Here is a 13,958-nt window from a genome sequence, read left to right on the forward strand (position 1 = left end):
AACCCTAGCTTATTAACCCCCCTTATCAGATAAATCATTCAACGCTATGCTCATAACATTCACTCGCAAAAGGATAAGGTCATGCAAACGATCACACTAAATAATGGTATTGAGATGCCACTTCTAGGCTTTGGCGTGTTCCAAATGTCAGATCCGGCCGAATGTGAGCAAGCGGTTATTGATGCTATCGAAACAGGCTACCGTCTAATTGATACTGCTGCCTCCTACCAAAATGAAACCCAAGTGGGTAATGCCTTAAAACAGAGTGGCGTTGCACGTAATGAGCTTTTTGTCACAACTAAACTTTGGCTGCAAGATACCCATTACGACGGGGCAAAAGCTCAATTCGAACGTTCACTGAATCGTTTACAAGTAGATTATGTCGATTTGTACCTCATCCACCAACCCTATGGTGATGTTCACGGGGCTTGGCGGGCGATGGAAGAGCTGTACCAAGCAGGTAAGATTCGTGCGATTGGTGTTAGTAATTTTCACCCTGATCGTCTTGCCGACCTCATCGCATTCAATAAGGTTATCCCTGCCGTTAACCAGATTGAGGTTAACCCCTTTAATCAACAACTCCATGCTGCGCCGTGGATGCAGAGCCATGGTATTCAGCCAGAAGCATGGGCACCTTTTGCTGAAGGTAGAAATGGCCTCTTCGAACATCCTGTGCTCTCTACTATCGGAAAGAAATATGGCAAAACCGTTGGCCAAGTTGTCTTACGCTGGATTTATCAACGCGGGATTGTTTCACTTGCTAAGTCAGTGCGTAAGGCCCGTATGGAAGAGAATAGGCATATCCTCGATTTCGAGCTTACGACGGCAGAGATGTTACAAATTACCGCTTTAGATACCGCTACCAGTGCTTTCTTCTCTCATCGTGACCCCGCAATGGTTGAGTGGCTGACCGCGCGCAAACTGGACGTATGATCACAGCTCTAGGAGATGACTAGTATGCAAAAACGATCTTTGGGAGCCTCTGGATTGGAAGTTTCTGCACTGGGACTAGGGTGTATGGGGCTCAGTCATGGCTATGGCCCGGCAACAAGCACCACACAAGCCATCACACTGATCCGCGAAGCAGTTGAACGTGGCGTCACTTTTTTTGATACGGCTGAAGTTTATGGCCCCTATCTTAACGAAGAAGTGGTAGGAGAGGCTTTGAAACCTTTTCGCGACCGTGTAGTGATAGCCACGAAATTCGGCTTCACCTTCGGCAATGATAATAAACAACAGATCTTGAATAGCCGCCCGGAACAGATACGTCAAGCCGTCGAGGGCTCATTGCGTCGTTTAAAAACGGATGTGATCGATCTCCTTTATCAGCACCGGGTCGATCCTGATGTCCCCATTGAGGATGTCGCAGGAACGGTGCAAACACTGATTGCCGAAGGTAAAGTGAAACACTTTGGACTTTCCGAAGCGGGCCCCCAAACGATCCGTCGCGCTCATGCTGTGCAACCTCTGACAGCGTTACAGAGCGAATATTCGCTATGGTGGCGTGAGCCAGAGCGCGAGATTTTACCGCTATTAGAGGAGCTAGGGATTGGTTTTGTCCCCTTTAGCCCATTGGGTAAAGGCTTTCTAACCGGGAAAATTACGGCTGACACCGTCTTTGATAAAGATGACTATCGTAATTCAGTGCCACGCTTTACCGCTCAAGCCATCGAGGCGAATAAAAACTTGGTTTCCGTCTTAACGCAGTTAGCCAGAGAAAAGGGAATGACTTCAGCACAAATCGCCCTAGCCTGGCTTCTCGCGCAAAAACCTTGGATTGTTCCCATTCCTGGCACCACCAAGATGGATCGTCTGCAGGAAAATTTAGACGCTAGTGCTGTCACCTTGACGCAACAGGATCTTCAACAGATCAACACTGCACTTGAGGGGATCGCGGTTGTGGGTGATCGCTACTCGCCTGAGCACCAAGCTCGTGTAGGTCGCTAATAGTAAGGGTTTGCTCGTAGAGTGAACCCTCTACTCATCGTAGCGGAGTGCCTCGATCATCAATGCAAAAGCGGGACGATGCTGTTTACGACTCGGATAGTAGAGATAATAGCCGGAAAACGCTGGACACCAATCCTCTAAAACTCGAATAAGTTCCCCGGCGTTCACGTAGGCTTGAACCCTATCTTCAGGAATACAGGCGATACCAAAACCGGATAATGCCGCATCAATCCTCTCAGTAAGCAGATTGAACGTCAATTGTCCTTCTACTCTTACCCGCAGTGATTTTCCTGCTTTTTCAAACTCCCAGTGATAAAGCCCTCCCGCTGTAGGCATGCGCATATTAATACAGCGATGGTGCTGTAAATCATTCGGCACCCGTGGAAGAGATTGTGTGGCAAAATAATCCGGTGAGGCCACAATCGCCATTCGCATCGCGGGCCCTATCCGAACCGCGATCATATCCTTTTCGACACTCTCTCCCAAACGAACACCGGCATCAAAACGCCCCTCCACAATATTAACGAATCCATTATCGACCATAACTTCGACATTTATCTCTGGATGGGCACGCAGAAAAGGTTTGAGTTTCGGCCACAACACACTGCGAGCGGCATGTTCGCTAACAGATAAACGAATATCGCCGGCTATCTTGCCATCCTGCTGGATCAATGAGTCAAGTTCCTGCTCGAGGTCTGCAATACGCGGTTCGAGACAAGCGATAACTTTCTCACCGACTTGCGTGGGGGCGACACTGCGCGTGGTGCGCGTCAACAAACGCGTGTTTAACCGCTCTTCAAGTCCCTTGATTGCATGACTTAACGCGGATTGCGAAACACCCAGTTTAGCCGCTGCTTTAGTAAAGCTCCCCTCTTTGGCTACCAACAAGAAGATTTGTAGTTCGTTGAAGTTGTCTTTAAGCATAAGGTGAATCCGTATTGTCGATAGCGACGCTTTACAAGAATGAGAGAAGTAGTGTAACGAATGCCATACCGAGTGGGTAGCAAAGGTATGGATTAAAACCGGTGCATCGCTAGAGTCGTTGAGATGAGCCTTCTTAACCTGCGAAGTATAGTTAATCCAGATGGTTTTACTGGCAGGAGTATGTAAACCAGCACTTAGTGCTCTATAACCCAGCAGGCATATTCGAAACCTGACAGGCGCAAAAAAAACCGTGCCTTCCATTACTAATACTTGTAAAAAATCCCACACACAAAAAAGCCCGCAGTTACGTGGGCTTAGAGGGACTTTACTGCTTTTACGTGCCAGCCACTACCAGAGATGGTTATCATCTGAAAATGAGGATGGACAACGGACCGGAGCTCATTTCCCTGGCGCTTGCGCAATGAGCGGAGGAGTACAAGGTTTAGCTGGAGTTCATTATGCCCGTAAAGCCAACGCAAGATACACTTATTGAACGTTTTAACAGTACGTACCGGACTGAAATACTGGATTTTTATCTGTTCAGAACGCTGAATGAAGCAAGGGAACTGACAGAGCGCTGGGTAACCGAGTACAACAGCGAACGGCCTCATGAATCCCTGAATAACCTGACGCCGGAAGAGTACCGTATGATGGTTAAAAACGTGGAAATCTCAAAAAGTGTGTGGAACTAAAACAGGTGTACTTACATTTCCACTGGCTTTCGCTCGGCTTCCGGTTAAGGGTAGTCATTGTAGTGTCTCGATCGTGAAAAAAGTACTTTCATTATGCGAGCAGTTAGGCGGGTGACAAAAAAAGCCCAGTAATTTGGGCTCTTGTTCAGTCTTAGTTTGTTTGTGAGGAGGTCCATCTTTTAATCTTATCAGCTTGTTTTGACAACCCAGAAAATATGGCTTTGCTAATGTGCTTAGGAAAATCTTCAGGTAGCTGAGGTAATATGGCAGCTATAACAGCATCTGTTTTTTTGACCATATCGAGCATCAGTTGCATTGCCATTTTCGGCGAAAACCCGACCTGTGTAGCGGTACTGATAAAATGACGCGGTTGGATCATAGAAAAATGGTATTGTTTGTTTTTCCCTTGTAATGCCATAGCCATTTTTGCCTTTTTGATCTCTATGCCTCTGGACTCAAAGATAGGAAAAGCGGACAGTACATCATACAAAGGGGTTAAACGAAAAGACGTTCCTGATTCAATGAAGATGGAAAAGTTTTTCCCATGCCCATCTATCGCGGCCAGCATCCAAAACAGGATTTGTGATTTAAAGAACATTTCTCTATCGTCGATTGCTTTTTGTGAACCCAAAAGCAACTTCATGATAGATTCAATACTTGGCCCCCCATTAGATTCATATTTTAATGCAGGGGCAATCCCCAAAGCCTGACAGCAATCCTCCTGAGGAAGGCGCAATAGCCAGTCTCCAGATGAAGACCATTTTCGGTCAAAACGCTCTACGATCAGTACCTTTTTCTGGCCGAACATTGCCAATTCAGCGTTGGTGACTGGAAATCCAAATTCTCTTGCTATACATAAGCATAGCCATTCGTTTTCACAGCTTTCTCGCAGATCAATGTTATGGTGTTCAATCAGGCCTATGGGTAATTTGAAAATATGACTTGTCGGGGTACTGCCTTGTGGCCGCTGCCAACAGTTTTGATACCAAAGTAATGCTGTTTTCTCTTGAGCCCCTGCGAGGGAGATCCGAAAGTCCACATCCTCGTCCATTCCAAGAGGTGCGGTTTGATAGCCGTCTAAAAGTTCTTCGATTTGGTTTTCATTTAGAGGTTCGGCATGGGTTTCCATCACCGATGGAATTTCAGTATCAGGCGAATATAACTGGATTGCGCCAACACAGTCACGACCTACAGCGGCGAGCAGATCAAAAGGATGGTCTGTTTTTACCTTAAAACGAGCCTGCATTCTATCAACAATCGCCTCAGAATCAGGCAAAAGGTTGCTGAAGAAATTGTAAACCGCGCTACCGATTATGCGTCCACGTTGCAAAGGAAGTGATAATGAGATTGCCCGCGCCCCTGGTTCTGCCAACCATTCTTCTGCATATTGAAATGACATCCCACCGTCAGTATTTTTAGTTAGTTTGCCAACCAAATCACCATTCATGGCGACAGAAAGCACCTGAGTCCTCATCACTACCACTCCTTGTTCCAAACCTTACCTTCATTTAGTGTTGAGCCCCGCTTTACGACATGTAATTCCAGATCCAAAGAGGCAAGAATTTTGAAAAATGTTTCGAGTTTCGTTGATTCAGGTGTGTTCTCAAACTCAGAAACTGTCGCTTGCCTGAGACCGACTTGATCTGCGGCTTGCGCTTGGGTTAATTTGTTTTTTTTGCGTTGCTCACGCATTTCAGCAGCAAGCATCTTTGGTGTTGTAATCTTCATCCCGCCCCCCAGTGATAATCACCCCGTTAAATATATACGCCATAGCGAATAAAACAAATATATACGCCATAGCGAATAATATCAATATATACGCCATAGCGAATAATATCAATATATACGACTTAGCGTATAATTAGTAATTATTCGCTTAGGCGTATAAAAAATCCGTATACGGATTGGCGTATAAAGTGAGATAGAAAAGGTCAAAATATCCTTTAAAAAACAATGCCGGTCACCTTAAGTGACCGACATTACCCACTTGGGGGCTTTTAAACTAACGAGTCACTACGGCTAAAAAACCTATCCACTCAATCAGTTGCATCCTCATAAAGTCAAAACTTATCAGTATGTTATAAAACCATGAATCAACAATGCCATGGTTGATACCCTACTTCAAGCTAACGACCTAGAGACGCTCCCTATGGCCGCCCAACAACGACTCTCCGCGACTAAAGGCAGGAGTTGTAAATATGGCCCTACCTTGGGGACAAACCCACATTTCACGATCATATGTGGAGTGGCAGGTTTGAGTTGAAGCCGTTGTTGGAGTTTTGCCGCAGCCGCACCCGGCATGAGCAGCCCTGACCGTTGGCGGACTGGCGGGTTTGGGGGGCACGGCCCCCTGGGGCAACCCGGTTTCATTCGGTTCGGATCATTTATCCATATCGACAATCTGGACCTGTGATCCTTGATCTGCACCCGTCACCCTCGCCAGTTATTCGTCGTTGGCTTTGGTAATGGCTTATCAGAGCATATTCGCCTGATTCTTTTAAATTGCCTAAACCAATCGCACTACCTGATATGTCACCTACTTTGTGCTTGTTCAAATCATCATTTGAAAAAATGAACTCTTGTGTTTCTTCAATGGTTATGGTTCGTTGATAGCTAAGAAGATTAGGAATTTCAGTAGCAACACCCTTGCCAACACATCCTAAACCTAATGTACCACCTGTAATATCACCATAGCTTTTTTTATTTTCCATTTTTAAAACCTATTAAAATCTGTCTTGTTAATTTAAAGGAATCCATAACATCCTAATATGAGGATAATCTGGTATTGTATTATTTTTTCTCCTTTGTATAAAATAATAGCCTGAATATGCTCTCAATCCATTAAAATTGAGAGCATATAAATAACCTATAGCTACCAACCTCCACCGAAACCAGCGCCTATTGCGGAGTTGTTAGAAGAATCTAAGGATATATTGAATCTAATGTTTGTGTTCATAGATGTCTTCTTCTGAATACCTGCGGCTAATGCACTGCCATTTTGATAATTACCTAAAGCTACTCCATAGGAAAAATCGTTTTCAGAAACATAAGGAATAGAAGCAATCGCTGTTACCCCTGCAATTCCCGCATTTAGCCTTTTTTCCGCTTTTTCAATCTTATTGTTTAGTTTTTTAAGGCCATTTGATGTTTTATTACTAAGTTGATTGAATTTTTCATCCGTATAATTATTAGCGTTAACTTCCGCTGTGTTAGCTGCATTTGTAGAGTAATCTATTCCTTGATTATAAAGTTGATTGCTATAATTCAATCCTTCTTGATATTTACTATCAGTGTAGTTGTTTGCTGTGCTAATGGCCTCGTGCTTCGAGTTGTCGATATTGGTATTTAGCTCGTTTTTTGTGTCAGTTATTCTACTGTCGGTATAATTATTTGCTGTGTTTATTGCATCAGCTTTAGCATTATTTATATTATTGTTTAATTCATTTTTAGTATTGGTAATTTGACTATTAGTATAGTTGTTAGCATTGTTTAGCGTATCAGCCGCAGATTTATTTAACTGGTCAAGGTTAGCGGCATCAGTACCTTGTGTTCCAGCAGCAACGTTAGTTAGTTGACGTTCTGAACCAGAAGAACCAAAGGAAACTGTTCCAGACCTTGTATTCTCTGAATTCTCACCAATAGAAATGCTTCCATTGGACGCTGAGGCCCCCTGACCTATAGCGATACTATTTTCGCCATTAACATTAGTACCATTTCCAATTCCAATTCCATTTTTAGAATTAGTCATCGTACTATCATTACCGATTATTAATCCTCCACTATCTGAAATAGCTCCATTGTTAACATTTCTACTTCCTATCGTTATCGTATCGTTTCCCGTTCCTAGCGTATTGTTATCACCTATTATCTTTGCATTATCACTACTTGCCGAGTTCTTGTTAGGTGAAATATCAAGGACGCTATTACCATTTCCAACTATGTCAAATCCTGGTGAACTATCAATGTAGTTGTTATCTCCTACGATAGATCCGCCTCCACCATTGACAGTATTAGAACCATAACAAGAATATGATGCACTGAAAATTAAAAGTGTTATTATTGCGCTTGCTGCTTTCATTTTTTCCCCCAAGGAAAATGTTTAGTGGTGTGTTTTTAGCTTTCGTTGGTGCGAAAGTTAAAGAATGTTGTAGTACCCCGTAACCGTTGGTGCGGTTACGGGGTTTTTAAGGCTACCCTTTCAACCGTCCAAACTTGCTGAGAATTTTTTTATACTATCCCTTATCTGTAATAAATAGGTTTTGTAAACATTGTGCTATTAACGCTGATCGGTAGCTGCACATGACCTTTCTGAAAAAATACCTCTACATCCCCGCCGCAGTTCGGCGCGCTGCTGAGATAACAAAGATTTACTACGTTAATGCGCGAAATATTACCGTCACGCAATAGGTTTCGTTTAAGCTCTTTCGCCGTATCATAACCGCCGTAAATTGTGATCCGGTCTGAATGTTCAGCGAGATACCAGAATAATGCAAAATTTTCGTTATTTACGACACTACCATGATTTTTTAAATGATAAAGCCAATCTGTTTTGCGCTCAAGATCATTATGACTAAATCGGTTTTGATGCCCTGTAAGATTAACCGTGTTTTGTTCTTTAGCGTCATCGGGGAATGGTGTTGGCGGGGTTTTACAGCCTACCAATGATAATCCGATTACCAGCGCAGCGACTTTATATAAATGTTTCATTAGAAAATTCCTCCTTTATGTAACGACTGGTTTGAGTTCGGGTAAGGCACTCTTAATTCCCCCGCTTGTACGGCTTTTGCATAAAGCTCCCCTTATTTACTTCATGGTTTTCTTTCCTGTCATTGTGTTTCTTGGCTTTCTCTGGCTTGTTGCGAAACACCATAATAAGCTTTACGGGCCGTCAGATTTCAAAGATGAAGATAATTTTTTAAGCACGCAAATAGCTACTGCTGCATCATTGACCGCCACCGCAGCTACACAGCCTGAAAATAGTATAGGGGTCACTGAATCTCAGTTGCGAAAAATCGTTAATGTTGTGTCCAATGCAAAACGGCAGGATAGGCATGAAAAATGGCTAAATCGTATTTTATGGGTGGATGATAGACCAGGAAATAATGTTTACGAAAGACAGGCATTTGAGGCACAGGGAATAGAGTTCGCTTTAGCTCTTTCAACTGACGGAGCCTTGGAATTGTTAAAAACGAATAAGTTTTCAGCTATTATTTCGGATATGGGTCGCAAAGAAGGCGCGCAAGAAGGTTATGTTTTACTAGAAAATTACGCGCTTTGGGAGACAAAATTCCTTTTATGATCTATGCCTCCTCAAATTTACCAGAGCACAAGAGAATAGCAAGAGGTGTAATTGGCTCCACTCACCGAGCAGAAGAACTCTTTCAAACTGTCATGGGTGCGATAACCAATGGTTCATAACAAAGCCATTAATTCGTCCTCTACGGTTGCCAGACGCTCACAACGACCAGCATCACATTTGTCCGATTTTATCGATCTATTCATGCCCTTGTAAGCCCTTCCGGCTACACTATTTTGGAATACCGGCATTTTGTTGGCAACGGCTTTTATCTTCAGGCCATAGCCGATGTTATAGCGTTACGGCCCTAAAATAGAAGTCATACACTCAATGAAAAACAATTTAAAAAATGCCAGTCAGAAAACTGGCTGGCATTAAAGTTAGTTGGAAAGGCTTAATTTGCGAGTCAGTCCTACTCCCACTCGATCGTCGCAGGGGGTTTACCACTAATATCGTAAACGACACGGGAAATACCGTTAACTTCGTTGATAATGCGGTTAGAGACACGACCTAAGAAATCGTAGGGCAGATGTGCCCAATGGGCGGTCATAAAGTCGATGGTTTCTACGGCACGCAGCGAGACAACCCAATCGTATTTACGGCCATCGCCCATTACGCCGACTGAACGTACCGGTAAGAATACGGTGAAGGCTTGGCTGACTTTATCGTACAGTTTAGCTTTGTGCAGTTCTTCGATAAAGATAGCATCGGCGCGGCGTAGCAGATCGCAATACTCTTTCTTCACTTCGCCCAGTACACGTACACCAAGGCCTGGACCTGGGAAGGGATGGCGATAAAGCATCTCGAACGGCAGGCCCAACTCAAGGCCGATTTTACGGACTTCATCTTTGAACAGCTCTTTCAGCGGCTCAACCAGTCCCATCTTCATCTCTTTCGGTAAGCCACCTACGTTGTGGTGTGATTTAATCACGTGCGCTTTACCGGTCGCTGATGCGGCAGATTCGATAACATCTGGGTAGATAGTCCCTTGCGCTAACCACTTCACCTCTTCGAGTTTTAACGCTTCCTCATCGAACACTTCAACGAAGACGCGACCGATGGTTTTACGCTTAGCTTCGGGTTCGTCGATTCCTGCGAGGGCATCGAGGAAACGTTTTTCCGCTTCAACATGAATGATATTCAGACCGAAACGATCGCCAAACATCTCCATCACTTGTTCCGCTTCGTTTAAACGTAGCAGTCCATTGTCAACAAAGACGCAGGTTAAACGCTCGCCAATGGCACGGTGGAGTAACAGTGCCGTCACAGAGGAATCAACCCCACCGGACAGGCCGAGGATAACTTTGTCGTTACCCACTTGCTCACGCAGGCGCTCTACTGCATCGTCAATAATCTTAGCTGGCGTCCACAGGGCTTCACACTCGCAGATATCGCGCACGAAACGCTCAAGCAGTTGCTGTCCTTGACGGGTATGAGTCACTTCTGGGTGGAACTGTACACCGTAGAAACGTTTCTCTTCGTTCGCCATAATCGCAAACGGGCAAGTTTCGGTGCTTGCCACGGTAGTGAAGTCAGCTGGGATTGCCGTGACTTTGTCGCCATGGCTCATCCAGACATCGAGAATAGGGGCACCCTGCTCGGTTAAGGTGTCTTGGATATCACGGACCAATGCACTGTTAGCCACCACTTCGACTTGCGCATAACCGAATTCACGCTCGTTGGAGCCTTGAACCTGGCCACCCAGTTGCATCGCCATGGTTTGCATGCCATAACAGACACCTAACACCGGGACTCCCGCGGTAAACACATATTCTGGTGCGCGTGGGCTGTTGTTTTCCGTCGTACTCTCCGGACCACCCGATAAAATAATACCGTTCGGGTTAAATTCGCGGATCTGCGCTTCGGTAACATCCCAAGCCCATAATTCACAGTACACGCCCAGCTCACGCACGCGACGTGCGACCAGCTGCGTATACTGGGAACCAAAGTCGAGGATCAGAATACGGTGTTTATGAATATTTTCTGTCGTCATTAAAATTTTCCAGGCGATAGCGTTATAAAATGACGCGCCCGGCAATCGCCGGGCGCTAAATCAGTCGGGATTATGACCCCATACGATAATTTGGTGCTTCTTTGGTAATAGTAACATCGTGGACGTGACTTTCCGAGATACCTGCACCACTAATGCGGACGAATTCTGCTTTAGTCCGTAAATCATCAATGGTCGCGCAGCCGGTTAATCCCATGCATGAACGCAGGCCACCCATCTGCTGATGGATAATCTCTTTTAAGTGACCTTTGTACGCGACACGACCTTCAATCCCTTCAGGCACTAATTTGTCTGCAGCATTATCGGTTTGGAAGTAACGGTCAGAAGAGCCTTTAGACATCGCGCCTAAAGACCCCATACCACGGTAAGATTTGTAAGAGCGGCCTTGATAGAGCTCGATCTCGCCTGGCGATTCATCAGTACCCGCTAGCATTGAACCGACCATAACGGCTGCTGCACCCGCTGCGATCGCTTTAGCAATATCGCCCGAGAAACGGATCCCGCCATCGGCAACCACTGGAATACCTGTCCCTTCCAACGCCGCTACGGCATCTGACACCGCGGTGATTTGTGGAACACCTACGCCAGTAACGATACGAGTCGTACAGATAGAGCCAGGGCCAATCCCCACTTTAACCGCGCTGACGCCAGCGTCGGCAAGAGCTTTAGCGCCTGCCGCGGTCGCGACATTGCCGCCGATGATTTCTAAGTCAGGGTATTTTGCACGGGTTTCACGAATACGCTGTAAAACGCCTTCTGAATGGCCATGTGAGGAGTCGATCAGTAATACATCAACGCCTGCTGCCACTAATGCATCAACACGCTCTTCGTTGCCTGCGCCTGCACCGACCGCCGCGCCAACACGTAAACGGCCTTGTGAGTCTTTACACGCGTTAGGTTTACGTTCCGCTTTCTGGAAGTCTTTCACGGTGATCATGCCAAGCAGATGAAATGCATCATCCACCACCAGCGCTTTCTCAACACGGTTTTCATGCATTTTTTGCAGAACGATTTCGCGGGCGTCGCCTTCTTTGACGGTGACTAAACGCTCTTTCGGCGTCATAAAGGTACTGATCGCTTGGTTAAGGTCGGTCACAAAACGCATATCACGACCAGTAATGATTCCCACCAGCTCATTTTGTGCGTTAACGACCGGGTAACCGGCAAAACCATTAATTTCGGTTAACTCTTTTACTTCACGTAGCGTGGTGGTTGGCAATACGGTTTGAGGATCGGTGACGATACCACTCTCGTATTTTTTAACCTTACGGACTTCTTCCGCTTGGCGCTCAATGGTCATATTTTTGTGAATAAAACCTAAACCACCTTCTTGAGCCAGCGCGATTGCTAGACGGGCTTCGGTCACGGTATCCATCGCTGCGGACAGCATTGGGATATTCAGGCGAATATTTTTGGTTAATTGAGTCGTTAGCGTTGCCGTGTTAGGCAGAACGGTAGAGTGGGCAGGAACCAGTAAAACATCGTCGAACGTGAGGGCTTCTTTGGCAATTCGTAGCATGGCAATATCCCAACCTAAGGTGTATGAGAACGGATAAAATATTGCCGATGCATTATACAGGCGCATTGCCCTTCGCTCCAGCTTTATTTATAGAAAAAACTTGATAGTTGTAAGGAGAAGGTTAGTATCACTGCTTAACCCTCTGATTTAAAGTTTGATCTTGATCACATGTTACCGACTGAAAACAGCACAATTTATTCCGTCGCCCAGCTCAACGGTAGCGTGCGACAGCTTCTGGAAAAACAGCTCGGCCGGATCTGGTTAAGTGCCGAAGTCTCGAACTTTAGCCGCCCCGCATCCGGGCATTGGTACTTCACCTTAAAGGACGATGCCGCCCAAGTTCGCTGCGCGATGTTCCGTGGTAATAATCAACGCGTAACTTTTCAGCCGCAAAACGGTATGCAAATCCTGGTCCGTGCCTCGGTGACGCTCTATGATCCGCGAGGCGACTATCAGCTCGTTGTGGAGTCGATGCATCCGGCTGGCGAAGGATTGTTACAGCAACAATTCCAAGCCTTGAAGCTCAAACTCGATAATGAAGGACTGTTCGCCCACTCCCGTAAGCGTCCTCTGCCCATTCCAGCCACCCGCGTGGGGGTGATCACCTCGCCCTCAGGCGCCGCGCTGCACGATATTCTGCATGTCTTACGTCGACGTGATCCCGCGCTGCCAGTCGTCATCTATCCTACGGCAGTACAAGGACGTGAGGCCACTGCCGCTATCGTCAATGCCATTAGCTTAGCCAATCAACGCAAAGAGTGCGACGTACTAATTGTGGGGCGTGGCGGCGGTTCGCTGGAAGACCTCTGGTGTTTTAACGAAGAGAGTGTAGCCCGCGCCATTGCCAACAGCGAACTTCCTATTGTGAGCGCTGTGGGGCACGAAACTGATATCACTATTGCTGATTTTGTCGCCGACTTACGCGCCCCCACCCCTTCTGCTGCCGCGGAGATGGTGAGTCGTAATCAAGTAGAACTCTTACGGCAATTGCAGGGACAGCAGCAACGGTTAGAAATGGCCTTCGATTATTATCATACCGGCCAACAACGCCGTTTAACGGCGCTGACGTATCGCCTGACACAGCAGCATCCACAATTACGGCTCGTGCGCCAACAGTCCCAGCTGCAACAGCAACAGCGTCGTATGCAAGATGCCTTGCAACGTCAATTGCACACTGCACAGCAACGTTATGATGGCTTAACGCGTCGCTTAAATCGCCACTTACCTTCAGCAAACATTGCTCACCATCAGCAATATATTGCTCAACAGCGCTACCGTTTACAGATCGCCTTGCAGCAGCAAGTTGAACAGCGTAAGCAGCGCTTTGGTAATCTTGCGGTGCAGTTGGAAGCGGTAAGTCCACTCGGCACACTGGCGCGAGGCTACAGTGTCACCACCAGCGCACAGGGTGAGGTGGTGCGTAAGACTAAAGATATACGTGTCGGAGATAAGCTTCGTACGCGCTTGGAAGACGGCTGGGCGGAGAGTGAAGTGCTTAACCTAGAGAAAGCCCGTAAACGTGGCCCTAAAAAGCCCTCATCATCGCAATAAAAAAGGACCACTTTCTGT

Annotated in this window: 11 protein-coding genes and 2 pseudogenes; 5 read left to right on the forward strand and 8 right to left on the reverse strand. The window is 46.1% G+C overall.

Annotated features, from left to right (window positions below):
* Positions 1–81: 81 nt before the first annotated feature.
* On the forward strand, positions 82–933 hold the full coding sequence (locus tag BMX14_RS09880; protein ID WP_092676244.1) for an aldo/keto reductase: 852 nt from the start codon (positions 82–84) through the stop codon (positions 931–933).
* Between the two features lie 24 nt (positions 934–957).
* Positions 958–1,947 carry an aldo/keto reductase gene (locus BMX14_RS09885; protein ID WP_092676247.1) on the forward strand — a complete coding sequence of 330 codons (990 nt, stop codon included), beginning with the start codon at positions 958–960 and terminating at the stop codon, positions 1,945–1,947.
* 30 nt (positions 1,948–1,977) lie between these two features.
* Here the strand turns inward: BMX14_RS09885 and BMX14_RS09890 are convergent, their stop codons facing one another.
* Positions 1,978–2,871 carry a LysR family transcriptional regulator gene (locus tag BMX14_RS09890; protein ID WP_092676249.1) on the reverse strand — a complete coding sequence of 298 codons (894 nt, stop codon included), beginning with the start codon at positions 2,869–2,871 and terminating at the stop codon, positions 1,978–1,980.
* Positions 2,872–3,230: 359 nt separating this feature from the next.
* On the opposite strand from BMX14_RS09890, the pseudogene BMX14_RS09895 reads away from it, so the two are divergent.
* Positions 3,231–3,563 (forward strand): annotated as a pseudogene (locus tag BMX14_RS09895) (integrase core domain-containing protein); the annotation flags it as partial.
* A gap of 151 nt (positions 3,564–3,714) precedes the next feature.
* Here the strand turns inward: BMX14_RS09895 and BMX14_RS09900 are convergent.
* The 5 genes from BMX14_RS09900 to BMX14_RS09920 all read right to left on the reverse strand — a co-directional run bounded on the left by BMX14_RS09900 (position 3,715) and on the right by BMX14_RS09920 (position 8,270).
* Positions 3,715–5,037, reverse strand: coding sequence for a type II toxin-antitoxin system HipA family toxin (locus tag BMX14_RS09900; RefSeq protein ID WP_092676252.1), 1,323 nt, complete (start codon positions 5,035–5,037; stop codon positions 3,715–3,717).
* 2 nt (positions 5,038–5,039) lie between these two features.
* On the reverse strand, positions 5,040–5,291 hold the full coding sequence (locus BMX14_RS09905; protein ID WP_092676255.1) for a helix-turn-helix domain-containing protein: 252 nt from the start codon (positions 5,289–5,291) through the stop codon (positions 5,040–5,042).
* A gap of 656 nt (positions 5,292–5,947) precedes the next feature.
* Positions 5,948–6,274, reverse strand: a complete 327-nt coding sequence (locus tag BMX14_RS09910) for a hypothetical protein (RefSeq protein WP_092676258.1) — start codon at positions 6,272–6,274, stop codon at positions 5,948–5,950.
* A 161-nt stretch (positions 6,275–6,435) separates the two neighbouring features.
* Entirely contained in the window at positions 6,436–7,641 is a 1,206-nt protein-coding gene (locus tag BMX14_RS09915) for a YadA-like family protein (RefSeq protein WP_092676261.1), read from the reverse strand.
* Positions 7,642–7,802: 161 nt separating this feature from the next.
* Positions 7,803–8,270, reverse strand: coding sequence for a hypothetical protein (locus BMX14_RS09920; protein ID WP_092676264.1), 468 nt, complete (start codon positions 8,268–8,270; stop codon positions 7,803–7,805).
* Between the two features lie 79 nt (positions 8,271–8,349).
* Between BMX14_RS09920 and BMX14_RS09925 the strand changes: the two are divergent.
* A pseudogene (locus BMX14_RS09925) lies at positions 8,350–8,981 on the forward strand (response regulator); the annotation flags it as partial.
* Between the two features lie 290 nt (positions 8,982–9,271).
* Here BMX14_RS09925 and guaA read toward each other — a convergent pair.
* Together guaA and guaB are read right to left on the reverse strand one after the other, a co-directional pair.
* A complete protein-coding gene (gene guaA / locus BMX14_RS09930; RefSeq protein ID WP_092676268.1) occupies positions 9,272–10,852 on the reverse strand; it encodes a glutamine-hydrolyzing GMP synthase in 1,581 nt (526 codons plus the stop codon).
* Positions 10,853–10,922: 70 nt separating this feature from the next.
* Positions 10,923–12,389, reverse strand: a complete 1,467-nt coding sequence (gene guaB / locus BMX14_RS09935) for an IMP dehydrogenase (protein WP_092676451.1) — start codon at positions 12,387–12,389, stop codon at positions 10,923–10,925.
* A 168-nt stretch (positions 12,390–12,557) separates the two neighbouring features.
* Between guaB and xseA the strand changes: the two genes are divergently transcribed.
* A complete protein-coding gene (gene xseA / locus BMX14_RS09940; protein WP_092676271.1) occupies positions 12,558–13,940 on the forward strand; it encodes an exodeoxyribonuclease VII large subunit in 1,383 nt (460 codons plus the stop codon).
* Positions 13,941–13,958 lie beyond the last annotated feature (18 nt).

The organism is Rosenbergiella nectarea (assembly GCF_900111105.1).
Lineage (GTDB): Bacteria > Pseudomonadota > Gammaproteobacteria > Enterobacterales > Enterobacteriaceae > Rosenbergiella > Rosenbergiella nectarea.

Excerpts from the sequence above, each read along its gene's own strand:
- BMX14_RS09880 (WP_092676244.1), top strand. The coding sequence starts at position 82 with ATGCAAACGATCACACTAAATAATGGTATTGAGATGCCACTTCTAGGC.
- BMX14_RS09885 (WP_092676247.1), top strand. The coding sequence starts at position 958 with ATGCAAAAACGATCTTTGGGAGCCTCTGGATTGGAAGTTTCTGCACTG.
- BMX14_RS09890 (WP_092676249.1), bottom strand. The coding sequence starts at position 2,871 with ATGCTTAAAGACAACTTCAACGAACTACAAATCTTCTTGTTGGTAGCC.
- BMX14_RS09900 (WP_092676252.1), bottom strand. The coding sequence starts at position 5,037 with ATGAGGACTCAGGTGCTTTCTGTCGCCATGAATGGTGATTTGGTTGGC.
- BMX14_RS09905 (WP_092676255.1), bottom strand. The coding sequence starts at position 5,291 with ATGAAGATTACAACACCAAAGATGCTTGCTGCTGAAATGCGTGAGCAA.
- BMX14_RS09910 (WP_092676258.1), bottom strand. The coding sequence starts at position 6,274 with ATGGAAAATAAAAAAAGCTATGGTGATATTACAGGTGGTACATTAGGT.
- BMX14_RS09915 (WP_092676261.1), bottom strand. The coding sequence starts at position 7,641 with ATGAAAGCAGCAAGCGCAATAATAACACTTTTAATTTTCAGTGCATCA.
- BMX14_RS09920 (WP_092676264.1), bottom strand. The coding sequence starts at position 8,270 with ATGAAACATTTATATAAAGTCGCTGCGCTGGTAATCGGATTATCATTG.
- guaA (WP_092676268.1), bottom strand. The coding sequence starts at position 10,852 with ATGACGACAGAAAATATTCATAAACACCGTATTCTGATCCTCGACTTT.
- guaB (WP_092676451.1), bottom strand. The coding sequence starts at position 12,389 with ATGCTACGAATTGCCAAAGAAGCCCTCACGTTCGACGATGTTTTACTG.
- xseA (WP_092676271.1), top strand. The coding sequence starts at position 12,558 with ATGTTACCGACTGAAAACAGCACAATTTATTCCGTCGCCCAGCTCAAC.